Source organism: Streptomyces sp. NPDC029122 (assembly GCF_055569445.1).
Map to the genome: position 1 here is coordinate 83942 of NZ_JBVHWK010000009.1, position 23308 is coordinate 107249.

Below are 23308 nucleotides of genomic sequence, written 5' to 3' on the forward strand. Positions count from 1 at the left end.
CCCGCTCCCCGGACCCGTAGGGGTCGCGGGGCGCGGGGGCCCTTCCGCCGCGGAGGGGGCGGAGGTCAGCCGGCGCGGTGGACCACCGCGTCGCACAGCTCCTCCAGCGCCGACTTCGCGAAGCACTCCGGCAGCGGGGCGAGCGTGGCGCGCGCGTCCTCCGCGTACTGGACGGTGTCGCGGCGGGCCTGCTCCAGCGCGGGGTGCACCCGCAGCCGGGAGAGGACCTCGGCGTGCCGGGCGTCGTCCGTGAGGTCCCCGTCCAGCAGGGCCACGAGCTCCAGGTCCTCGGGGCGCCGGTCCCGCGCGGCCGTCTCGCGCAGCCGCAGCACGGGCAGGGTCGGGATGCCCTCGCGCAGGTCGGTGCCCGGGGTCTTGCCGGACTCGTGCGAGTCGGAGGCGATGTCGAGGACGTCGTCCGCGAGCTGGAAGGCGGTGCCGAGACGCTCGCCGTACTGGGTCAGGATGTCGACGACGGACTCGTCGGCGCCGGACATGAGCGCGCCGAAGCGGCCGGAGACGGCGATCAGCGAGCCGGTCTTGCCGGCGATGACGTCCAGGTAGTGCGCGACGGGGTCGCGGCCGTCGCGCGGACCGGCCGTCTCCAGGATCTGGCCCGTGACGAGCCGCTCGAAGGCCTCGGCCTGGACGCGCACGGCCTCCGGCCCGAGGTCCGCGAGGATGTGCGAGGCGCGGGCGAAGAGGAAGTCACCCGTCAGGACCGCGACGGAGTTGCCCCAGCGGGCGTTGGCGCTCTCCACCCCACGGCGTACGTCCGCCTCGTCCATGACGTCGTCGTGGTAGAGCGTCGCCAGGTGGGTGAGCTCCACGACCACGGCGGACGGCACGATGCCGGGCGCGTAGGGGTCGCCGAAGCGGGAGGCCAGCATCACCAGCAGCGGCCTGAACCGCTTGCCCCCGGCGCGCACCAGATGCTGCGCGGCCTCGGTGATGAAGGGGACTTCGCTCTTGGTGGCCTCCAGCAGACCCGCCTCGACGGCGGCCAGTCCGGCCTGGACATCGGTCTCAAGAGCCTGGTCCCGCACGCTCAGTCCGAACGGCCCGACGACGGTCACGAGGGGTACTCCTGTCTGCTGACGATCACGCTGACGATCACCTGGATTGTCGATGTGTCGCTGCCATCACTCAAGCCAGCGTATCCGGTCTGTTTTCGATCACCGAGAGGGCCTGTCCGGTTGCCGCACACGCGCGGTCCGATCCATCCCGGTATGTTCGGTGAGAGCCGAAACGACCGGAGAACGCGTTTTGTCCAGAACTGTCACCGATAGGGGCGGGCCCGGGGCCGGAAGCACCGGCGCCTTCGCCGACCCGTCGGCCACGGCCGCCCGGCGGGTCGCCGGCGGGTGCCGCGCTTCCGCCGCGCCCGCCACCCCCCTGGCGCATATCGGCCGGTTGACGACGGGCCGTTCGACCCCGTCCGCCGAGGGGCCGGTGAGGGAAACCCCATGATCATCCGTACCGACTTCCCGTACGCCACCGCCCACGAGGATGTCCGGATCCCGATGCCGGACGGGGTCGAGCTCCACGCCCGCGTCTGGCGCCCCGTGACGGACGAACCCGTGCCCGCCCTGCTGGAGTACCTCCCGGACCGGCTGACCGACTGCACCGCGCCGCGCGACCGCCAGCGCCACCCCTGGTACGCCGGGCACGGCTACGCCTCCGTACGGGTGGACGTGCGCGGCCACGGGTGCAGCGGGGGCCGCCCCGGCGGCGCGCACGACGCGCTCGACATCGCCGACGGGGTCGCGGTGGTGGAGTGGCTGGCCGCGCAGCCGTGGTGCACGGGAGCGGTGGGGATGTCCGGCATCTCCCGGGGCGGCCGCGACGGCCTGCGGATCGCCGCCCTGGCGCCGGAGGCGCTGAAGGCCGTCGTCACCGTCTGCTCGACGGACGACCCCTACGACAACGACGCCCACTACACGGGCGGGTCGGTACTGGCCGTGGACATGCACGCCCGGTCCGCCATGGCGCTGGCCCTCGCCGCCCGCCCGCCCGACCCGCGCTACGCCGGCGAGGGCTGGCGGGAGCAGTGGCTGGACCGGCTGGAGGGTGTGGAACCGCCGGTCCACACCTGGCTCTCGCACCAGACCCGCGACGCCTACTGGCGCCACGGCGGCGTCCGCGAGGACTACGCGGCGATCGGCGCGGCGGTCCTCGCCGTGGGCGGCTGGCACGACCCCCACCGGGACGCGGTGCTGCGGCTGGTCTCCCACCTGCCCGCCTCCCGGGTCCGGGGCCTGATCGGGCCCTGGTCGCACCAGTACCCGGACCGGGAGCTGCCGCCGGGACCGGCCATCGGCTTCCTCCAGGAGACCCTGCGCTGGTGGGACCACTGGCTCAAGGGCGCCGACAACGGGGTGATGGACGAGCCGCTGCTGCGCGCGTGGATCAGCGGCTCGCACCCGCCGGCCACCGTGTACGACCGGCTGCCGGGCCGCTGGGCCGGCGAGAAGGCGTGGCCGTCGCCCTCGGTCGTGCCCGTCTCGTACGGGCTCCAGGGCCCGCCGGTGACGGTGGCCTCGCCGCAGCACACCGGGCTCGACGCCGGACGCTTCCGCCCCGTCGGCGGCGACGCCGACCTGCCGCCGGACCAGCGGGAGGAGGACGCGAAGTCGGCCTGCTTCGAGTTCCCGGTGCCCGTGGACGCGGGCGAGCCGGTGGAGGTCCTGGGGCGGCCGTCGGTGACGCTGCGGCTGCGGATGGACGTCCCGTACGGGCAGGTCGTGGCGCGGCTGTGCGACGTCGCCCCGGACGGGGCGTCGACGCTCGTCACTCGGGGGGCGCTGAACCTGTCGGCGCGGTACGGGCCGGACCGGGCGGCGCCGTGGCGGGCGGGCGCGTACGAGGACGTCACCTTCGAGCTCAACGGCATCGGCCACTCCTTCCCGCCCGGGCACCGGATCCGGCTCGCGGTGTCCTCCGCGTACTGGCCGTGGATCTGGCCGCGGGCCGGCTCGGAGGCGGGCTGGACCCTGGACCCCGCGGGCAGCACGCTGGAACTCCCGGTCCGCGCCGCCTCCTCCCTGGACGCGGGCATCGCCTTCGAGCCGCCGGAACAGGCCGAGCCGCTGGGGGTGGTCCACCCGGAGACGCTGGACGCGCCGCGCCCGGAGCGGGTGGTCGTACGCGACGTCGCGCGCGGGGTGTGGCGGCTGGAGGTGGATCCCCGGCACGGGGGGACGCGGGTGTACCCGGACGGGCTGGAGTACGAGGAGGACGCGACGGAGGCGTACGAGATCCAGCAGGCCGACGCGCTGTCCGCCCGCACCCGCTCGGACTGGCGGATCCGGTTGCACCGCCCGGAGGACGGGTGGGACGCGCGGGTGGAGACCCGGTCGGAGATCTCGTGCGACGAGGGCGGCTTCATCACGTCGGACGAGATCGTCTGCCGTGAGGGCGAGGAGGTCGTCTTCCACCGCACGTGGGAGCGCCGCCTGCCGCGCGCGGCGGGCTGAGCGGGCCCCTTGCCCCCCGCGACGGCCCCGAGGCGCACGCGCGCGCTGAACGGCGCGGGGGGCCGGGGGGGCGCGCGCGGAGGGCCGCGTCACGAGCGGAACAGCCGCTCCAGCACCACCGCGATGCCGTCCGCCTCGTTCGACAGGGTCACCTCGTCGGCGACGGCCACCAGCTCCCGGTGGGCGTTCGCCATCGCCACCCCGTGCGCGGCCCACGCGAACATCGGGATGTCGTTCGGCATGTCGCCGAAGGCGATCGTCGACTCCGCCGCGGCCTCCAGCACCGACGCCGCCCGCGCGAGCCCGCTGGCCTTGTCGACGCCCGGCGGCTGGAGTTCCACCGTGTGCTCCCCCGCCATCGTGACGTTCACCAGGTCACCGACCACCGACCGCGCCACCCGCGTCAGTTCGTCGTCGTCCAGCCGGGGGTGCTGGAGCAGCACCTTGTTGATCGGCGACGACCACAGCTCGCCCCGCCCGCGGACCCGCACCATCGGGAGGTGCGGGTGCGGCATCCGGTAGCCCGGCCCCACCAGCATCTCCGCGTCCAGCCCCTCCTGGTTGACGGCCACGTACACCTCGCCGATCTCCGCCTCGATCTTGCCGAGGGCCACCTCGGCCAGACCCCGGTCCATCGCGACGGAGTGCAGCAGGATTCCGCGCGCCGCGTCGTACACCTGCGCACCCTGCCCGCACACCGCGAGCCCCGTATAGCCGAGGTCGTCCAGGACGTGCCGGATCTGTGGGACGGGGCGGCCGGTGACGACGATGTGCCGGGCACCGGCCGCGCGCGCCGTCGCGAGCGCCGTGCAGGAGCGGGCGGAGACGGTGTCACCGGCGCGCAGCAGAGTCCCGTCCAGGTCAGTGGCGATCAAGGCATAGGGGAGGGCGGAAGTCACGCCGCCAAGGATACGGACCCCCATGGACAAGTCCTACAATTGGCGTCTTCGCCACCTGAAGGTGGAGGATTCCCGCCTGACCCCCCTTATTGAGCGGCGGCCTTCGGGTGGTTCCTGCTTCATCACCCATAGCCCGGCTTGCCGGGTCTTACACGGATTCCACAGGCGTTTTACCTCTCGGCCCGCCCGGCCGCGAGGAGTTGGCGCCCTTCGGCGCGGAGGTTGATCTCGGCGTTGCCGTCCCTGTCGTGAGTGGCGCCGCAGTCGCACACCCAGTGCCGGATGTGAAGCCGTTCGACTCCGTACGACCCGCAGCCGCCAACCCGTGCGAAATGACGCGATGTGACCTTAAGCAACAACGTTTGCCCGTTTTCGTCTTCCCACGTGTGTTTCATCTCCGGTCGAGCACCCGAGCTTTCACTCGGGATCCTGGGTAGCGTGTCCCGCACCGTGTCTACCGGGACACCCCCGGCCCCCCTCGAAAGCGAGGCAGCACCCCATGCCCCAGCAGAGCCCCCTCGACGTCCCCGAGGGCGACCCGTTCGGGCCGCACAACCTCCCCTACGGCGTGTTCTCCACCCCGGCGGAGCCGGAGCGCCGCCGCGTCGGCGTGCGCCTCGGCGGGTACGTGCTCGACGCGGGGGCGGTGGCCGTCGCCCTCGGGTCCCCGTACGCCGGGCTGCTCGCCCAGGGTTCGCTCAACCCGCTGCTGGCCGCCGGCCGCACCTCCTGGCGCGACGTGCGACGCGCGCTGACCGCGTGGGTCACCGACCCCGGGCACCGCGAGACGGTCGAGCCGCACCTGCTGCCGCTGGACGCGGTCACCCTGCACCTGCCGTACGAGGTCGCGGACTACGTCGACTTCTACGCGAGCGAGCACCACGCCACCAACGTCGGGCGGATCTTCCGCCCGGACGGGGACGCGCTCACCCCCAACTGGAAGCACCTGCCCATCGGTTACCACGGCCGGTCGGGCACGATCGTGGTCTCCGGCACCGATGTGGTGCGGCCGTCGGGGCAGCGCAAGGCGCCCGCCGACCCGGCTCCGGTCTTCGGGCCGTCCGTGAAGCTCGACATCGAGGCCGAGGTCGGCTTCGTCGTCGGCACGCCCTCGGACATGGGCCGTCCGGTCGCGCTCGGCGACTTCGAGGAGCACGTCTTCGGGCTGTTCCTCCTCAACGACTGGTCCGCGCGCGACATCCAGGCCTGGGAGTACGTGCCGCTCGGCCCCTTCCTCGGCAAGTCGTTCGCCACCTCCGTCTCCGCCTGGGTGACCCCCCTGGAGGCCCTGGACGCGGCCCGGGTCGCCCCGCCCGCCCGCGACTTCCCGCTCCTGCCCTACCTCGACGACGCCGCCGTCGACCGTCCCGGCGGCTTCGACCTGCGCATCAGCGTCTCCATCAACGGGCAGGAGGTCGCCCGGCCGCCGTTCGCCTCGATGTACTGGACGGCCGCCCAGCAGCTGGCCCACATGACCGTCAACGGCGCCTCGCTGCGCACCGGCGACGTGTACGGCTCCGGCACGGTCAGCGGCCCGGAGCCCGACCAGCGGGGCTCCCTGCTGGAGCTCACCTGGAACGGTCGCGACGCCGTCGAACTCGCCGAAGGCAAGCGCACCTTCCTGGAGGACGGCGACACCGTCACCCTCACGGCGTGGGCCCCCGGCGCCGACGGCACCCGCGTCGGCCTCGGCGAGGTCACCGGCCGCATCACCGCCGCCCGGTAGGACGCACGAGGGGCGGCGGGCCTCCCCCGCCGCCCCACCGCCACCACCGCCACCACCGCCACCACCGCCGGTCGGGCGTACCGCACCGGCCGCGCCTACTCCGGCCGCACCGCCCGGGTGGCGGGGGCCGGGAGCCGCGGTGACGCTGCTCGCATGGCCTCTCGTACCGCAAAGCTCGCCCCCCTGGCCCTCGCGGCCACCGCCTCCCTCACGCTCGGCGCCGCCCCCGCCGCCCCCACGGCGACGCCCAACGCCCAACTGGCCGCGACCTACCGGGCCACCGCCAGGTACCACGATCACCGGCAGGCCGTCGCCGCCGGCTACGTCCCCGACCGGTACTGCGTCGTCAACCCGGGTGAGGGCGGCGGGGCCCTCGGCTACCCGCACTTCAACCACGCCTACGACGGCTCCACCGACCCCGGGAAGCCCACGGCCCTGCTCTACGAGGGCGACGGCGCGGGGCACTGGCGGCTCGCCGGCCTCGAATGGATGGTCGTGGACCGCGACGGCCGCATGGACACCGACGACGACCGCCCCACCCTGTTCGGGCAGCCCTTCCGCGGCCCGCTGCCCGCCCGGTACGCGGGCCAGAAGGTCCACTACTCGCTGCACCTGTGGCTGTGGAAGAAGAACCCCTCGGGGCGGTTCGAGCCCTTCAACCCGTCGGTCGTCTGCCGGCCCGGCACCACCCGGCCGCGCCCCGCCGTACCCGCCGTCACCCCTTAGGGGGTGTCCGGCGGATCAGGGCCGGGCCCGGCCCGCCCGGCGCCCCCCAGCTCCGCGCCGCCCCCCGTTCGGGGGCCCGCCGCGTGCGGGACCCCCGCCTCCCCGCGATGGTGGACGAAAGCCCTCCGGGACCCCCGACCACCAGGAGCTCCCATGCCCGTACCGCGCAGCGCCAAGGCCCTGTTCGCCGCCTCCGCCGCCGCGGCGTCTCTGTTCCTCGCCGCCCTCCCCCCGGCCCAGGCGGTCGAAGGGCCCGCGCCCGACCCCCGCGACCAGCGGGCGATGCGCGACATGGCCACGGCGATCGCGGCGACCGCGAAGTACGTGGACGAGCGGGCGGCCCTCAGGGACGGCTACGTCCCGCACGGCCAGGAATGCATGACCAACCCGTTCGGCGTCGGCACCATGGGCTACCACTACGTCAAGCAGGCCAACTGGGGCTCCACGGACCCCGCCAGGCCGACCGCGCTCCTCTACAGCACCGAGAAGGACCGGCACGGACGCCGCAAGCTCCAGACGGTGGAGTGGATGTCCACCGACCGGGACCAGGACCTCAAGACCACCGACGACCGGCCCCGCATGTTCGGGCTGCCCTTCGACGGCCCCATGCCCGGCCACTGGCCGGGCATGCCCAAGCACTACGACCTCCACATGTGGGCGTACGAGAAGAACCCCGCCGGCCGCTTCCACAACTGGAACCCCGGCCTCAGCTGCCCCCCGAAGAAGCCCGCCGCGGGAACCACCCCGCCGGCCCCCGGTCACGGGCACGGGCACTAGGCACTCGGCACCGGAACGGCGAAGGGCCCGGCCCCCGAGGGGCCGGGCCCTGCTGTCCGCGGTACCGGGTCAGCGTACGAAGGTGCTCGCCTGTCCCGCGAGGTCGAGGAAGTACTGCGGGGCCAGGCCCAGGACCAGGGTGACCGCGACGCCCACCGCGATGGTGGTCATCGTCAGCGGCGAGGGGACGGCCACCGTCGGGCCGTCGGCCTTCGGCTCGCTGAAGAACATCAGCACGATGACCCGGATGTAGAAGAACGCGGCGATCGCCGACGAGACCACTCCGACGACCACCAGCGCCCCGGCGCCGCCCTCCGCCGCCGCCTTGAACACCGCGAACTTCCCGGCGAAGCCTGAGGTCAGCGGGATACCGGCGAAGGCCAGCAGGAACACCGCGAAGACGGCCGCCGTCAGCGGCGAACGCCGCCCCAGGCCCGCCCACTTCGACAGGTGCGTCGCCTCGCCGCCCGCGTCGCGGACCAGGGTGACCACCGCGAAGGCGCCGATGGTCACGAAGGAGTAGGCGGCCAGGTAGAACAGGACGGACTTGACGCCCTCCTCCGACGTGGCGATCACGCCGGCCAGGATGAACCCGGCGTGCGCGATCGAGGAGTACGCCAGCAGCCGCTTCACATCGGTCTGGGTCACGGCGATCACCGCGCCCGCGAGCATCGTGACGATGGCCACGCCCCACATCACCGGCCGCCAGTCCCACCGCAGGCCGGGCAGGACCACGTACAGCAGCCGCAGCAGCGCGCCGAAGGCGGCCACCTTGGTCGCCGCCGCCATGAAACCGGTGACCGGGGTCGGGGCGCCCTGGTAGACGTCCGGGGTCCACATGTGGAAGGGGACCGCGCCGACCTTGAAGAGCAGGCCCATCAGGATCAGCGCGCCGCCGATGAGCAGCAGCGCGTCATTGCCCATGGTGGAGGCCAGGGCCGGGTCGATCCGGGCGACGGTGCCGTCCACCACGTCGGCGATCACCGCGTAGGAGACCGAGCCCGCGTACCCGTAGAGCAGCGCGATGCCGAAGAGGAGGAAGGCCGAGGAGAAGGCGCCGAGGAGGAAGTACTTGACCGCCGCCTCCTGCGACATCAGCCGCTGGCGGCGGGCGAGGGCGCAGAGCAGGTACAGCGGGAGGGAGAAGACCTCCAGCGCGATGAACAGCGTCAGCAGGTCGTTCGCGGCGGGGAAGATCAGCATGCCGGAGACCGCGAACAGGGCCAGCGGGAAGACCTCGGTGGTGGTGAAGCCCGCCTTGACGGCGGCCTTCTCGCTGTCGCTGCCCGGGACGGACGCGCCCTGGGCGGCGAAGGAGTCCACCCGCTTGCCGTGCGCCTTCGGGTCGAGCCGGCGCTCGGCGAAGGTGAACACGGCCACGATCGAGGCCAGCAGGATGGTGCCCTGGAGGAAGAGCGCCGGGCCGTCGACGGCGATGGCGCCCATGGCCGCGATCTGCGCCTTGGTGCCGCCGTACCCGCCGGCCGCGAGGCCGACGACCGCCGCGAAGGCCGAGGCGAGAGCGGCGACGGCGAGGAACACCTGGACGTAGTAGCGGGACTTGCGCGGGACGAAGGCCTCGACGAGGACTCCGAGGACGGCCGCGCCCACCACGATCAGCGTGGGCGCGAGCTGTGCGTACTCGATGTGCGGGGCCGGGATCCGGTCGGCCGGTCCGTCGGCCGCCAGCGTCAGCAGGCTCTGGGCAGCGATCACTTGGCCGCCTCCACGTTCTGGATGGACAGCTCGGGCTTCGGGTCCGTCAGCTTCACGTCCGACATGGTGTGCTCCACCGCCGGGTTGACGATGTCCGTCAGCACCTTCGGGTAGACGCCCAGTCCGATCAGCAGCGCGATCAGCGGGGCGATGACGAGCAGTTCCCGTGCGCGCAGGTCCGGCATGGTGCGGACCTCCTCCTTGACGGGTCCGGTCATGGTGCGCTGGTAGAGCACCAGCGTGTACAGCGCGGCCAGCACGATCCCGGCGGTGGCGATGACGCCGACGACGGGGTACCGGGCGAAGGTGCCGACGAGGACGAGGAACTCGCTGACGAAGGGTGCGAGGCCCGGCAGGGACAGGGTGGCGAGGCCGCCGATCAGGAAGGTTCCGGCGAGGACCGGGGCCACCTTCTGCACTCCGCCGTAGTCGGCGATGAGCCGCGAGCCCCTCCGGGAGATCAGGAATCCGGCGACCAGCATCAGCGCCGCCGTGGAGATCCCGTGGTTGACCATGTAGAGCGTGGCGCCCGACTGGCCCTGGGAGGTCATCGCGAAGATCCCCAGGACGATGAAACCGAAGTGGGAGATCGAGGCGTAGGCGATCAGCCGCTTGATGTCCCGCTGGCCCACCGCGAGCAGCGCCCCGTAGACGATGCTGACGAGGGCCAGGACGAGGATCACCGGGGTGGCCCACTTGCTGGCCTCGGGGAAGAGCCCGAGGCAGAAGCGGAGCATCGCGAAGGTGCCGACCTTGTCGACGATCGCGGTGATGAGGACGGCGACCGGGGCGGTGGCCTCGCCCATCGCGTTGGGCAGCCAGGTGTGCAGCGGCCACAGCGGGGCCTTCACGGCGAAGGCGAGGAAGAAGCCGAGGAAGAGCAGCCGTTCGGTGTTGGTCGCCATCTCGAGGGTGCCCGCGGCGCGGGCGGCGGCGATCTCCGGGAGGGAGAAGCTGCCGGCGACCACGTACAGCCCGATGACGGCGGCCAGCATGATCAGGCCGCCGGCCAGGTTGTAGAGGAGGAACTTGACCGCCGCGTACGAGCGCTGCGCGGCCGCGTTCTCCTCGGACCCGCCCGCCGCGGCGGCGGCTGATCGAGAGGAAGTGGCCCGGTCCCCGAAGCCGCCGATGAGGAAGTACATCGGGATGAGCATGGCTTCGAAGAAGATGTAGAAGAGGAAGACGTCGGTGGCCTCGAAGGAGATGATCACCATCGCCTCGACCAGCAGGATCAGCGCGAAGAAGCCCTGGGTCGGCCGCCAGCGCTGACTCTTGGTCTCCAACGGGTCGGCGTCGTGCCACCCGGCCAGAATGATGAACGGCATCAGAACGGCGGTGAGCGCGATGAGCGCCACGCCGATGCCGTCGACGCCCAGTTCGTAGCGGACGCCGAAGTCGGCGACCCAGGCGTGGGACTCGGTGAGCTGGTAGCGGTCGCCACCGGGCTCGAAGCGGACCGCGACCATGACGGCCAGGGCCAGCGTGGCCAGCGAGAAGAGCAGCGCGAGCCACTTGGCGACGGTCCTGCGGGCGGCCGGGACGGCCGCCGTCAGGATCGCGCCGGCCGCGGGGACCGCGGCCGTCACCGTCAGAAGCGGGACATTCATTTCACACCGCCCTCATCAGCAGGGTCGCGGCGATCAGGATCGCCGTGCCCCCGAACATCGAGACCGCGTAGCTGCGGGCGTAGCCGTTCTGGAGCTTGCGCAGCCGGCCCGAGAGTCCGCCGACCGAGGCGGCCGTCCCGTTGACCACTCCGTCGACCACGCTGTGGTCGAGGTACACGAGGGAGCGGGTCAGGTGCTCTCCGCCGCGGACCAGGACCACGTGGTTGAAGTCGTCCTGGAGGAGGTCGCGGCGGGCCGCCCGGGTGAGCCAGCTGCCCCGGGGCGCGACCACGGGGACGGGCCTGCGGCCGTACATGGCCCAGGCGGTGGCGACTCCGACGGCGAGGACCACCATCGTGGCGAGGGTGACCGTCAGGGCGCTGACGGGCGGGTGCCCGTGCTCGTGCCCGGTGACCGGCTCCAGCCAGTTCAGGAAGCGGTCGCCGATCCCGAAGAAGCCGCCCGCGAAGACCGAGCCGAAGGCCAGCACGATCATGGGGACGGTCATGGACTTCGGGGACTCGTGCGGGTGGGGCAGCTGTCCCGCGTGGTGCTCGGCGGCCGGCTCGGCGCTCGGCACCTGGTCGGCGTCGGGGGCGGGCTGCCAGCGCTTCTCACCGAAGAAGGTGAGGAGCATGACGCGGGTCATGTAGAAGGCGGTGATGGCGGCGCCCAGCAGGGCCACTCCGCCGAGGATCCAGCCCTCGGTGCCGCCCTTCGCGAAGGCCGCCTCGATGATCCTGTCCTTGGAGAAGAAGCCGGACAGACCCGGGAAGCCGATGATGGCGAGGTAGCCGAGGCCGAAGGTGGCGAAGGTGACCGGCATGTACTTCCGCAGGCCGCCGTACTTGCGCATGTCGACCTCGTCGTTCATCCCGTGCATCACGGAACCCGCGCCGAGGAAGAGGCCGGCCTTGAAGAAGCCGTGCGTCACCAGGTGCATGATCGCGAAGACGTAGCCGACCGGGCCGAGGCCGGCGGCGAGGATCATGTAGCCGATCTGCGACATCGTCGACCCGGCGAGGGCCTTCTTGATGTCGTCCTTCGCGCAACCGACGATCGCACCGAAGAGGAGCGTGACCGCGCCGACGACGGTGACGGCGAGCTGTGCGTCCGGCGCCCCGTTGAAGACCGCGGCCGAGCGGACGATCAGGTAGACGCCGGCGGTGACCATGGTGGCGGCGTGGATCAGGGCCGAGACCGGGGTCGGGCCCTCCATCGCGTCGCCGAGCCAGGACTGCAGCGGCACCTGAGCCGACTTGCCGCAGGCGGCGAGCAGCAGCATCAGGCCGATCGCCGTCAGCATGCCCTCAGAGGCGTCACCGGCGGAGGCGAACACCGGCCCGAAGGCGAAGGTCCCGAAGGTGGTGAACATCAGCATGATGGCGATCGACAGGCCGATGTCGCCGACGCGGTTGACCAGGAAGGCCTTCTTCGCGGCGGTGGCCGCGCTGGGCTTGTGCTGCCAGAAGCCGATCAGGAGGTACGAGGCGAGGCCGACGCCCTCCCAGCCGAAGTACAGCAGCAGGTAGTTGTCGGCGAGGACGAGCAGCAGCATCGCCGCGACGAACAGGTTGAGGTAGCCGAAGAAGCGGCGGCGGCGCTCGTCGTGCTCCATGTACCCGATCGAGTACACGTGGATGAGCGTGCCCACCCCTGAGATCAGCAGGACGAAGGTCATCGACAGCTGGTCCAGCTGGAAGGCGATGTCCGCCTGGAAGCCCTCCACCGGCACCCAGCTGAACAGCCGCTGGTGCAGGGCCCGGTCCTCGGCGCCGCGCCCCAGCATGCCGGCGAACAGGACGGCGCCGATCCCGAAGGAGACGGCCGCGAGCAGGGTGCCGATCCAGTGGCCGGCCTTGTCGAGGCGCCGGCCGCCGCACAGCAGCACCACCGCTCCGAGCAGGGGCGCCGCCACCAGCAGCGCAATCAGATTCTCCACTGTGAACGCCCCTTACAGCTTCATCAGGCTGGCGTCGTCGACCGAGGCCGAGTGGCGGGTACGGAACAGCGACACGATGATCGCGAGGCCCACCACGACCTCCGCGGCGGCGACGACCATCGTGAAGAACGCGATGATCTGGCCGTCGAGGTTGCCGTGCATCCGGGAGAAGGCCACGAAGGCGAGGTTGCAGGCGTTGAGCATGAGCTCGACGCACATGAACAGCACGATGGCGTTCTTCCGGATGAGTACGCCGGCCGCGCCGATGGTGAACAGCAGGGCGGCCAGGTACAGGTAGTTGACCGGGTTCACTTCGAGGCCTCCTCTCGGCCGAGGCGCTCCGCGGAGCTCTGCTCCAGCGCCTTGAGGTCGTCCAGGGCCTGGCCGGACACGTCGCGGATCTGGCCGCGGGCGCGGAGCGTCTTGTTGACGGTCAGCTCGGAGGGGGTGCCGTCCGGCAGCAAGCCGGGGATGTCCACCGCGTTGTGCCGGGCGTAGACGCCGGGCGCCGGCAGCGGCGGGAGCTGCACGCCCTCGCGTACGCGCTTCTCGGCGAGCTCGCGCTGGGTGGCGGCCCGCTCGGTGCGCTCGCGGTGGGTGAGCACCATCGCGCCGACGGCCGCCGTGATCAGCAGGGCGCCGGTGAGCTCGAAGGCGAAGATGTAGCGGGTGAAGATCAGTTCGGCGAGGCCCTCGACGTGCCCGGCGGAGTTGACCCGGCCGAGCCCGTTGAAGTGGGTGAGACCGGCGTTGCCGAGGCCGGCGATCAGCAGGATGCCGAAGCCGAGCCCGCACAGGGCGGCCATCCAGCGCTGCCCCTTGAGGGTCTCCTTCAGCGAGTCCGCCGCCGTGACGCCGACGAGCATGACCACGAAGAGGAAGAGCATCATGATGGCGCCGGTGTAGACGACGACCTGGACCACGCCCAGGAAGTACGCCCCGTTGGCGAGGTAGAAGACCGCCAGGATGATCATCGTCCCGGCCAGGCACAGGGCGCTGTGCACGGCCTTCTTCATCAGGATCGTGCACAGCGCGCCGATGACGGCGACGGTCCCGAGGACCCAGAACTGCACGGCCTCCCCGGTGGAGGCCGCGCCGGCGGCCGCGGCGAGGGCGCTCATGCCCCGACCTCCTCGGTCTTGCCGGCCTGGGCTCCGGCCCCGGCGTCGGCTTCGGCCGTCTCGCCCTTGGACACCGCCACCTGCCGGACGGTGCCCGGGGCGGCGCCCGTCACCAGTCCGCGGTAGTAGTCCTGCTCGTCGGTGCCCGGGAAGACCGAGTGCGGGGCCTCGACCATGCCCTCGGTCAGCCCGGCGAGGAGCTGCTCCTTGGTGTAGATCAGCGACTCGCGGCTGGAGTCGGCCAGTTCGAACTCGTTCGTCATCGTCAGCGCGCGCGTCGGGCACGCCTCGATGCACAGCCCGCACAGGATGCAGCGGGCGTAGTTGATCTGGTAGACCCGCCCGTACCGCTCCCCCGGGGAGTAGCGCTCCTCCTCGGTGTTGTCCGCACCCTCGACGTAGATCGCGTCGGCGGGGCAGGCCCAGGCGCACAGCTCGCACCCGATGCACTTCTCCAGGCCGTCGGGGTGGCGGTTGAGCTGGTGCCGTCCGTGGAAGCGCGGGGCGGTGGTCTTCTGCTGCTCCGGGTACTGCTCGGTGAGCCGCTTCTTGAACATGGCCTTGAAGGTCACGCCGAAGCCGGCCACCGGGTTCTGCCACTGCTCGCTCCGGTCCGCGTCAGACATGGTCAGCACCCTCCTCTCGGTCACTGTCAGTATTCGCCCCGCCACTGACAATCAGCTCCCGCTCGCCGCGGGGACGTCGGCGCGGTACGGGTGCCAGGTGCTGGCCCGGCTTGGGCGGTACGGGGAACCCGCCCGCCATCGGATCGAAGGGCTCGGCCGCGGCGGCCTTCCCGGCTTCGGCGGCGGCGGCCTTCTCGCGCCGGTCCCGGAAGTGGTCCGCGACGGAGGAGATGAGCAGGACCGCGAGGACCGCGCCCCCGACGTACAGGACGATCTCGCTGAAGTCGTAGCGCTCGTTGCGCAGCGCCCGGACGGTGGCGACCAGCATCAGCCAGGCCACCGAGACCGGGATCAGGACCTTCCAGCCGAGCTTCATCAGCTGGTCGTAGCGCACGCGCGGGAGCGTGCCGCGCAGCCAGATGAAGAAGAACAGCAGCAGCTGGACCTTGAGGACGAACCAGAGCATCGGCCACCAGCCGTGGTTCGCGCCCTCCCAGTACGTGGAGATCGGCGCCGGTGCCCGCCAGCCGCCCAGGAAGAGGGTGACCGACACCGCCGAGACGGTGACCATGTTGACGTACTCGGCCAGCATGAACAGCGCGAACTTGATGGAGGAGTACTCGGTGTTGAAGCCGCCGACCAGGTCGCCCTCGGACTCCGGCATGTCGAAGGGGGCGCGGTTCGTCTCGCCGACCATCGTGACGACGTAGATGATGAAGGACACCGGCAGCAGCACGATGTACCAGCGGTCCGCCTGCGCCTCCACGATCGCCGAGGTCGACATCGACCCGGAGTAGAGGAACACCGAGGCGAAGGCGGCGCCCATCGCGATCTCGTACGAGATCATCTGCGCGCAGGAGCGCAGGCCGCCGAGCAGCGGGTAGGTGGAGCCGGAGGACCAGCCGGCGAGGACGATGCCGTAGATGCCGACCGAGGCGACCGCGAGGACGTAGAGCATCGCGATCGGCAGGTCGGTCAGCTGCATCGTGGTGCGCTGGCCGAAGATGGACACCTCGTTGCCCGAGGGGCCGAAGGGGATCACCGCGATGGCCATGAACGCCGGGATCGCCGCGATGATCGGCGCGAGGACGTAGACGACCTTGTCGGCCCGCTTGACGATGACGTCTTCCTTGAGCATCAGCTTCACGCCGTCGGCGAGCGACTGGAGCATGCCCCAGGGGCCGTGCCGGTTGGGGCCGATGCGCAGCTGCATCCAGGCGACGACCTTGCGCTCCCACACGATGGAGAAGAGCACCGTCACCATCAGGAAGGCGAAGCAGAACACCGCCTTGATGAGGACCAGCCACCAGACGTCCCTGCCGAACAGGGTCAGGTCCTCGGCGGCCAGGACGTGCGGCGACTGCGCCGCGAACTGGGCGAGGTGGGTCACGGTCGTACCTCCGCGTCGGCCGCAGGTCCGGCCCCGGCCGGGCCGATCCGTACGAGGGTTCCGGGGCGGGCGCCGGTGTCGGCGAGGACACCGGAGCCGGTGGAGTTCAGCGGGAGCCACACCACCCGGTAGGGCATCTCGGTGATCCGCAGCGGGAGTTCCACCACGCCCGCCGGGCCGGTGACGGCGAGGACGTCACCGTCCTTGACGCCGGTCTCGGCGGCGGTGTCGGCCGAGAGCCGGGCGCAGGCCTCGTGCCGGGTCCCGGCCAGGGCCTCGTCGCCCTCCTGGAGCCGGCCGAGGTCCAGCAGCAGCCGGTGGCCGGCGAGGACGGCCTCGCCCGTGCCGGGGCGGGGCAGCGGCTCGGGGTCGGTGGACCGCTCGGACGCGGGCTCCCCCTCCCAGGGGCCGAGCCGCTCCAGCTCCCGCCGTACGGCGTGTACGTCGGGCAGCGCGAGGGGCCGGTCGGCGGCGTCGGCCAGCATGTGCAGCACGCGGGCGTCGGCGGGGGCGAGGCGGCGGGTCATCTGGTCGGGCTTGAGGGCCGCCTCGAACGGGCGGACCCGGCCCTCCCAGTTGATGAACGTGCCGGCCTTCTCCGCGACGGCGGCGACCGGCAGGACCACGTCCGCGTGGTCGGTGACCTCACCGGGCCGCAGCTCCAGGGAGACCACGAAGGCCTCCTTCAGCGCGGTGCGGGCGCGGTCCGGGTCGGGCAGGTCGGCGACCTCGACGCCCGCGACCAGCAGGGCCGAGAGCTCGCGGGTGGCGGCGGCCTCGATGATCTGCCCGGTGTCGCGGCCGTAGCGGTGCGGGAGTTCGTCCAGCCCCCAGGCGGCGGCGACCTCCTGGCGGGCCCGCGGGTCGGTGGCGGGGCGGCCGCCGGGCAGCAGGGACGGCAGCGCGCCCGCCTCGACGGCGGCCCGCTCCCCGGCCCGGCGCGGGATCCACACCAGCCGGGCCCCGGTGGCGGTGGCCGTGCGTACGGCGGCGGTCAGCGCGCCGGGCACGCCGGCGAGGCGTTCGCCGGCGACGATGACCGCGCCGGGCCGGCGCAGCGCCTCCGCGGCCTCGGCGCCGCCGGCCTCCAGGCCGGTGCGGGTGGCGAGGGCCGCGAGCCACTCGGGCTCGGTGCCGGGGGCGGCGGCCAGCAGGGTGCCGCCCGCCTTCCGCAGGCCCGGGGTGGCGAAGGGGGCGAGGGCGAAGGTCCGCTGCTTGTGCTTGCGGTGCGCCTTGCGCAGGCGCAGGAACACCCCGGGTGCCTCCTCCTCGGCCTCGATGCCGACGAGGAGCACGGCGGGGGCCGCCTCCAGGGAGGCGTACGTGACGCCCATGCCCCCAAGGTCATTGCCGCTGCCCGCCACCTCGGCGGCCAGGAAGTCGGTCTCCTCTGCGCTGTGCACCCGGGCCCGGAAGTCGATGTCGTTGGTGTCGAGCACCACCCGGGCGAACTTGGAGTAGGCGTAGGCGTCCTCGACGGTGAGCCGGCCGCCGGTCAGGACGCCCGCCCGCCCGCGCGCGGCGGTGAGCCCCTTCGCGGCGGCCTCCAGCGCCTCGGGCCAGCTCGCCGGGGCGAGCACGCCGTCCGTACCGCGCACCAGCGGGGTGGTCAGCCGGTCGGGGCGCTGCGCGTAACGGAACGCGAAGCGGCCCTTGTCGCAGATCCACTCCTCGTTGACCTCGGGGTCCTCGGCGGCGAGGCGGCGCAGCACCTTGCCGCGCCGGTGGTCGGTACGGGTCGCGCAGCCGCCCGCGCAGTGCTCGCACACGCTCGGGGAGGAGACGAGGTCGAAGGGGCGGGAGCGGAACCGGTAGGCGGCCGAGGTGAGGGCGCCGACGGGGCAGATCTGGATGGTGTTGCCGGAGAAGTACGACTCGAAGGGGTCGCCCTCACCGGTGCCGACCTGCTGGAGCGCGCCGCGTTCCAGCAGCTCGATCATCGGGTCGCCCGCGATCTCGTTGGAGAAGCGGGTGCAGCGGGCGCACAGCACGCACCGCTCGCGGTCCAGCAGCACCTGGGTGGAGATCGGGACGGGCTTCTCGTACGTCCGCTTGCGGCCCTCGAACCGGGATTCCGCGTTGCCGTGCGACATGGCCTGGTTCTGGAGCGGGCATTCGCCGCCCTTGTCGCAGACGGGGCAGTCCAGCGGGTGGTTGATGAGCAGCAGCTCCATCACCCCGCGCTGGGCCTTGTCGGCGGCCGGAGAGGTCAGCTGCGTCTTGACGACCATGCCGTCGGTGCAGGTGATGGTGCAGGAGGCCATGGGCTTGCGCTGGCCCTCGACCTCGACGATGCACTGGCGGCAGGCACCGGCCGGGGAGAGGAGGGGGTGGTCGCAGAACCGGGGGATCTCGATGCCGAGCTGTTCGGCGGCCCGGATGACCAGGGTTCCCTTGGGGACGGACAGCTCGATGCCGTCGATGGTCAGGGAGACCGTGTTGTCCGCGTCCTGCGGACGCTTCCCCGTCTCGCCGCCGCCCGCCGGGGCGTTCGTGGTGACGGTCATGCGTTCACCTCGGTGTTCTTGAGGGGACCGTCCGCCCAGAGGGTCGACTTCCCCGGGTCGAAGGGGCAGCCCTTGCCGGTGATGTGCTGCTCGTACTCGTCGCGGAAGTACTTCAGCGAGGAGAAGATCGGGCTGGCCGCGCCGTCGCCGAGCGCACAGAAGGACTTGCCGTTGATGTTGTCGGCGATGTCGTTCAGCTTGTCGAGGTCGGACATGACGCCCTTGCCCGCCTCGATGTCGCGCAGCAGCTGGACCAGCCAGTACGTGCCCTCGCGGCAGGGGGTGCACTTGCCGCAGGACTCGTGGGCGTAGAACTCGGTCCAGCGGGTGACGGCGCGCACCACGCAGGTGGTCTCGTCGAAGCACTGGAGCGCCTTGGTGCCGAGCATCGAGCCGGCGGCGCCGACGCCCTCGTAGTCGAGGGGGACGTCGAGGTGCTCGTCGGTGAACATGGGCGTGGAGGAGCCGCCCGGGGTCCAGAACTTCAGCCGGTGCCCGGGGCGCATCCCGCCGCTCATGTCGAGGAGCTGGCGCAGGGTGATGCCGAGGGGGGCCTCGTACTGGCCGGGGCCGGCGACGTGCCCGGACAGCGAGTAGAGGGTGAAGCCGGGGGACTTCTCCGTCCCCATCGCCTTGAACCAGTCCTTGCCCCTGTTGAGGATCGCGGGAACCGAGGCGATGGACTCGACGTTGTTGACGACAGTGGGGCACGCGTAGAGCCCCTCGACGGCGGGGAAGGGGGGACGCAGCCGGGGCTGGCCGCGCCGGCCCTCGAGGGAGTCGAGCAGTGCCGTCTCCTCGCCGCAGATGTACGCGCCCGCTCCCGCGTGCACGGTGATGTCGAGGTTGCGGCCGGTGCCCCCGAGGTCCTTGCCGAGGTATCCGGCGGCGTAGGCCTCCCGCACGGCCTCGTGCAGGCGCCGCAGTACGGGGACCGTCTCGCCGCGCAGGTAGATGAAGGCGTGCTCCGAGCGGATCGCGTAGCAGGCGATGATCATTCCCTCGATGAGGGAGTGCGGATTGGCGAAGAGGAGGGGGATGTCCTTGCAGGTTCCCGGCTCCGACTCGTCCGCGTTCACGACGAGGTAGTGCGGCTTTCCGTCGCCCTGCGGGATGAACTGCCACTTCATTCCGGTGGGGAAGCCGGCGCCGCCGCGTCCGCGCAGACCGGAGTCCTTGACGTACGCGATCACCTCGTCGGGGGTCATGGCGAGGGCCTTGCGCAGGCCCTCGTAGCCCTCGTGGCGCCGGTAGGTCTCCAGCGTCCAGGACTCGGGCTCGTCCCAGAAGGCCGACAGCACCGGTGAGAGCAGCTTCTCGGGGCTCGTCCCTCCGCCGGTCTCCGGCCGGGAGGTGCCCCCGTGGCTTTCCTTGGCGGACACGCTCATCACTCCCCTCCCTCGGTACCGGTCTCCCCGCGGGCCTCGCCGCGCGGGTGCACGATCGGGGTGCGTGGGGACTCGCCGCGCGCGATGCGCAGGCCGATCAGGGAGGCGGGGCCCGCGCCGCCGCTCGCCTCGACCGCTCCCGGGCGCTCGTCGGGGAAGCCCGCCAGGATCCGGGCGGTCTCCTTGTACGTGCACAGCGGCGCGCCCCGGGTCGGCTCGACGGGGCGGCCGGCCAGCAGGTCGTCGACCAGGTCCTTGGCGGACTCGGGGGTCTGGTTGTCGAAGAACTCCCAGTTGACCATCACCACGGGCGCGTAGTCGCAGGCCGCGTTGCACTCGATGTGCTCCAGCGTCACCTTGCCGTCGGGGGTGGTCTCGTTGTTGCCGACCCCCAGGTGCCGCTTGAGCTCGTCGAAGATGGCGTCGCCGCCCATCACCGCGCACAGGGTGTTCGTACAGACGCCGACCTGGTAGTCCCCGGAGGGCTTGCGCCGGTACATCGTGTAGAAGGTGGCGACGGCGGTGACCTCGGCCGTGGTCAGGCCCAGCGTCTCGGCGCAGAAGCGGATGCCGGTGCGCGAGACGTAGCCCTCCTCGGACTGGGTCAGGTGCAGCAGCGGCAGCAGCGCGGAGCGGCTGTCGGGGTAGCGGGCGATGATCTCGGCGGCGTCGGCCGCCAGTCGTTCGCGCACCTCGGCCGGGTAGTCGGGGGCGGGCAGCTGGGGCATCCCCAGACCGAGGGGGGCGGTCTGGGGGGTACCCCCTCCAGTAGGCGCGGCGGTCATCGGTCGACGCCTCCCATCACGGGGTCGATGGAGGCGACGGCCACGATGACGTCGGCGACCTGGCCGCCCTCGCACATCGCGGCCATGGCCTGCAGGTTGGTGAAGGACGGGTCGCGGAAGTGGACCCGGTAGGGGCGGGTGCCGCCGTCGGAGACGACGTGGACGCCGAGCTCGCCCTTGGGTGACTCGACGGCCGCGTACGCCTGCCCGGCCGGCACCCGGAAGCCCTCGGTCACCAGCTTGAAGTGGTGGATGAGGGCCTCCATGGAGGTGCCCATGATGTTCTTGATGTGGTCGAGGGAGTTGCCGAGGCCGTCGGGGCCCAGGGCGAGCTGCGCCGGCCAGGCGATCTTCTTGTCGGCGACCATCACCGGTCCCGGCTCCAGCCGGTCCAGGCACTGCTCGACGATCCGCAGCGACTGCCGCATCTCCTCCAGGCGGATCAGGAAGCGTCCGTAGGAGTCGCAGCTCTCGGTGGTGGGGACGTCGAACTCGTAGTCCTCGTAGCCGCAGTACGGCTCCGCCTTGCGCAGGTCGTGCGGCAGGCCGGCCGAGCGCAGGATGGGGCCGGTGGCGCCGAGCGCCATGCAGCCGGCGAGGTCGAGGTAGCCGACGTCCTGCATGCGGGCCTTGAAGATCGGGTTGCCGGTGGCGAGCTTGTCGTACTCCGGCAGGTTCTTCTTCATCGTCCTGACGAACTCGCGCAGCTGGTCGACCGCGCCGGGGGGCAGGTCCTGGGCGAGGCCGCCGGGGCGGACGAAGGCGTGGTTCATGCGCAGGCCGGTGATCAGCTCGAAGACGTCGAGGATCAGCTCGCGGTCCCGGAACCCGTAGATCATGATCGTGGTCGCGCCCAGCTCCATGCCGCCGGTGGCGATGCACACCAGGTGCGAGGAGAGCCGGTTCAGCTCCATCAGCAGGACGCGGATGACGGTGGCGCGGTCGGGGATCTGGTCGGTGATGCCGAGCAGCTTCTCGACGCCGAGGCAGTACGCCGTCTCGTTGAAGAACGGCGTCAGGTAGTCCATGCGCGTCACGAAGGTGGTGCCCTGCGTCCAGTTCCGGAATTCGAGGTTCTTCTCGATGCCGGTGTGCAGGTAGCCGATGCCGCAGCGGGCCTCGGTGACCGTCTCGCCGTCGATCTCCAGGATCAGGCGGAGCACTCCGTGGGTGGAGGGGTGCTGCGGGCCCATGTTGACGACGATCCGCTCGTCGTCGGCGCGGGCCGCCGACCGGACGATCTCGTCCCAGTCCCCGCCGGTGACGGTGTAGACGGTGCCCTCGGTCGTGTCGCGGGAGGCCGCGGGGTTCTCTGCGTGGTTCGACGTGGGGGACATCAGCTGTACGACCTCCGCTGGTCGGGAGCCGGGATCTGGGCGCCCTTGTACTCGACGGGGATCCCGCCGAGCGGGTAGTCCTTGCGCTGGGGGAAGCCCTGCCAGTCGTCCGGCATCATGATCCGGGTGAGGGCCGGGTGGCCGTCGAAGACCAGGCCGAAGAAGTCGTAGGCCTCGCGCTCGTGCCAGTCGTTGGTCGGGTAGACGGTGACCAGCGAGGGCAGGTGCGGGTCGGCGTCCGGGACGGACACCTCCAGCCGCAGGATCCGGCCGTGCGTGAGCGAGCGCAGGTGGTAGACGGCGTGCAGCTCGCGGCCCTTGTCGCCGGGGAAGTGCACCCCCGAGACGCCGGTGCAGAGCTCGAAGCGCAGGGCCGGGTCGTCGCGCAGGGTGGAGGCGACGCGTACGAGGTGCTCGCGGGCGATGTGGAGGGTCAGCTCCCCCCGGTCGACGACGGTCTTCTCGATGGCGTTGTCCGGGAGCAGGCCCTGCTCCTCCAGGGCGCCTTCCAGCTCGTCGACGACCTCGTCGAAGTACGACCCGTACGGGCGGGTGCTCGCCCCGGGCAGGGCCACGGTGCGCACGAGGCCGCCGTAGCCGCTGGTGTCGCCGCCGTTCCTGGTGCCGAACATGCCCTTGCGGACGCCGATCACCTCGGGTCCGGTGACGGCCCGGGGAGCGGGGACGTTGTTGCCGTTCTCGACGGCCGGGTCGTCGCTCACCGAAGGAGCCCCTTCATCTCGATGGTGGGGAGGGCCTTGAGGGCGGCCTCCTCCGCCTCGCGCGCCGCCTCTTCCCGGTTCACGCCGAGCTTCGAGCCCTGGATCTTCTGGTGGAGCTTGAGGATCGCGTCCATCAGCATCTCCGGGCGGGGCGGGCAGCCGGGCAGGTAGATGTCCACCGGGACGATGTGGTCGACGCCCTGGACGATCGCGTAGTTGTTGAACATTCCGCCCGAAGAGGCGCACACGCCCATCGAGATGACCCACTTGGGGGCGGGCATCTGGTCGTAGACCTGGCGCAGTACCGGCGCCATCTTCTGGCTGACGCGTCCCGCCACGATCATCAGGTCGGCCTGGCGCGGGGAGCCGCGGAAGACCTCCATGCCGAAGCGGGCCAGGTCGTAGCGGCCGGCGCCGGTGGTCATCATCTCGATGGCACAGCACGCGAGGCCGAAGGTGGCCGGGAAGACGGATGACTTGCGCACCCAGCCCGCGGCCTGTTCGACGGTGGTGAGCAGGAAGCCGCTCGGCAGCTTCTCTTCCAGTCCCATGGGAATTCA

At 71.8% G+C, this 23308-nt stretch carries 19 protein-coding genes; 4 read left to right on the forward strand and 15 right to left on the reverse strand.

From position 1 onward, the window contains the following. Window positions 1-65: 65 nt before the first annotated feature. Window positions 66-1076, reverse strand: coding sequence for a polyprenyl synthetase family protein (locus ACZ4WZ_RS13605; protein ID WP_467889264.1), 1011 nt, complete (start codon window positions 1074-1076; stop codon window positions 66-68). A 390-nt stretch (window positions 1077-1466) separates the two neighbouring features. Here ACZ4WZ_RS13605 and ACZ4WZ_RS13610 point away from each other — a divergent pair, with 390 nt between their 5' ends. Continuing rightward, the gene (locus ACZ4WZ_RS13610) at window positions 1467-3476 is read left to right on the forward strand and encodes a CocE/NonD family hydrolase (protein WP_467889267.1); all 2010 of its coding nucleotides are present in this window, start codon (window positions 1467-1469) and stop codon (window positions 3474-3476) included. Between the two features lie 89 nt (window positions 3477-3565). Here ACZ4WZ_RS13610 and ACZ4WZ_RS13615 read toward each other — a convergent pair whose 3' ends face one another. Next, window positions 3566-4399, reverse strand: coding sequence for a Cof-type HAD-IIB family hydrolase (locus tag ACZ4WZ_RS13615; RefSeq protein ID WP_467889269.1), 834 nt, complete (start codon window positions 4397-4399; stop codon window positions 3566-3568). 475 nt (window positions 4400-4874) lie between these two features. Between ACZ4WZ_RS13615 and fahA the strand changes: the two genes are divergently transcribed. From fahA to ACZ4WZ_RS13630, 3 genes are all read left to right on the forward strand, one after another. Then, a complete protein-coding gene (fahA, locus tag ACZ4WZ_RS13620) occupies window positions 4875-6101 on the forward strand; it encodes a fumarylacetoacetase (RefSeq protein ID WP_467889272.1) in 1227 nt (408 codons plus the stop codon). 153 nt (window positions 6102-6254) lie between these two features. Then, the gene (locus tag ACZ4WZ_RS13625; protein ID WP_467889274.1) at window positions 6255-6827 is read left to right on the forward strand and encodes a hypothetical protein; all 573 of its coding nucleotides are present in this window, start codon (window positions 6255-6257) and stop codon (window positions 6825-6827) included. A gap of 153 nt (window positions 6828-6980) precedes the next feature. Then, a complete protein-coding gene (locus ACZ4WZ_RS13630) occupies window positions 6981-7604 on the forward strand; it encodes a hypothetical protein (RefSeq protein ID WP_467889276.1) in 624 nt (207 codons plus the stop codon). Between the two features lie 69 nt (window positions 7605-7673). On the opposite strand, the gene nuoN is transcribed toward ACZ4WZ_RS13630, so the two are convergent. From nuoN to ACZ4WZ_RS13695, 13 genes are read right to left on the reverse strand one after another with little or no spacing between them, the layout of a single operon-like run. Beyond that, window positions 7674-9320, reverse strand: coding sequence for an NADH-quinone oxidoreductase subunit NuoN (nuoN, locus tag ACZ4WZ_RS13635; RefSeq protein WP_467889277.1), 1647 nt, complete (start codon window positions 9318-9320; stop codon window positions 7674-7676). Continuing rightward, window positions 9317-10930, reverse strand: a complete 1614-nt coding sequence (locus tag ACZ4WZ_RS13640) for an NADH-quinone oxidoreductase subunit M (protein ID WP_467889279.1) — start codon at window positions 10928-10930, stop codon at window positions 9317-9319. Before ACZ4WZ_RS13640 ends, nuoN begins: the two co-directional genes overlap by 4 nt. A gap of 1 nt (window position 10931) precedes the next feature. Further along, the gene (nuoL, locus tag ACZ4WZ_RS13645) at window positions 10932-12872 is read right to left on the reverse strand and encodes an NADH-quinone oxidoreductase subunit L (RefSeq protein ID WP_467889282.1); all 1941 of its coding nucleotides are present in this window, start codon (window positions 12870-12872) and stop codon (window positions 10932-10934) included. A 12-nt stretch (window positions 12873-12884) separates the two neighbouring features. Next, on the reverse strand, window positions 12885-13184 hold the full coding sequence (gene nuoK / locus ACZ4WZ_RS13650) for an NADH-quinone oxidoreductase subunit NuoK (protein WP_030864698.1): 300 nt from the start codon (window positions 13182-13184) through the stop codon (window positions 12885-12887). Next, entirely contained in the window at window positions 13181-13993 is an 813-nt protein-coding gene (locus ACZ4WZ_RS13655) for an NADH-quinone oxidoreductase subunit J (RefSeq protein ID WP_467889285.1), read from the reverse strand. The genes nuoK and ACZ4WZ_RS13655 overlap by 4 nt, the downstream gene beginning before the upstream one ends. Further along, entirely contained in the window at window positions 13990-14619 is a 630-nt protein-coding gene (nuoI, locus tag ACZ4WZ_RS13660) for an NADH-quinone oxidoreductase subunit NuoI (protein WP_467889287.1), read from the reverse strand. The genes ACZ4WZ_RS13655 and nuoI overlap by 4 nt, the downstream gene beginning before the upstream one ends. Then, window positions 14612-16009, reverse strand: a complete 1398-nt coding sequence (gene nuoH / locus ACZ4WZ_RS13665; RefSeq protein ID WP_467889290.1) for an NADH-quinone oxidoreductase subunit NuoH — start codon at window positions 16007-16009, stop codon at window positions 14612-14614. The genes nuoI and nuoH overlap by 8 nt, the downstream gene beginning before the upstream one ends. Continuing rightward, window positions 16006-18516: an NADH-quinone oxidoreductase subunit G gene (locus ACZ4WZ_RS13670; protein WP_467889292.1), complete on the reverse strand. Its 2511-nt coding sequence runs from the start codon at window positions 18514-18516 to the stop codon at window positions 16006-16008. The genes nuoH and ACZ4WZ_RS13670 overlap by 4 nt, the downstream gene beginning before the upstream one ends. Continuing rightward, window positions 18513-19904, reverse strand: a complete 1392-nt coding sequence (nuoF, locus tag ACZ4WZ_RS13675; RefSeq protein ID WP_467889294.1) for an NADH-quinone oxidoreductase subunit NuoF — start codon at window positions 19902-19904, stop codon at window positions 18513-18515. Before nuoF ends, ACZ4WZ_RS13670 begins: the two co-directional genes overlap by 4 nt. Continuing rightward, entirely contained in the window at window positions 19904-20632 is a 729-nt protein-coding gene (gene nuoE / locus ACZ4WZ_RS13680; RefSeq protein WP_467889296.1) for an NADH-quinone oxidoreductase subunit NuoE, read from the reverse strand. Before nuoE ends, nuoF begins: the two co-directional genes overlap by 1 nt. A gap of 53 nt (window positions 20633-20685) precedes the next feature. After that, window positions 20686-22026: an NADH-quinone oxidoreductase subunit D gene (locus ACZ4WZ_RS13685; protein WP_467889299.1), complete on the reverse strand. Its 1341-nt coding sequence runs from the start codon at window positions 22024-22026 to the stop codon at window positions 20686-20688. Next, window positions 22026-22748, reverse strand: a complete 723-nt coding sequence (locus tag ACZ4WZ_RS13690) for an NADH-quinone oxidoreductase subunit C (RefSeq protein WP_467889302.1) — start codon at window positions 22746-22748, stop codon at window positions 22026-22028. Before ACZ4WZ_RS13690 ends, ACZ4WZ_RS13685 begins: the two co-directional genes overlap by 1 nt. After that, window positions 22745-23299: a NuoB/complex I 20 kDa subunit family protein gene (locus tag ACZ4WZ_RS13695; protein WP_007265818.1), complete on the reverse strand. Its 555-nt coding sequence runs from the start codon at window positions 23297-23299 to the stop codon at window positions 22745-22747. Before ACZ4WZ_RS13695 ends, ACZ4WZ_RS13690 begins: the two co-directional genes overlap by 4 nt. Window positions 23300-23308: the final 9 nt, after the last annotated feature.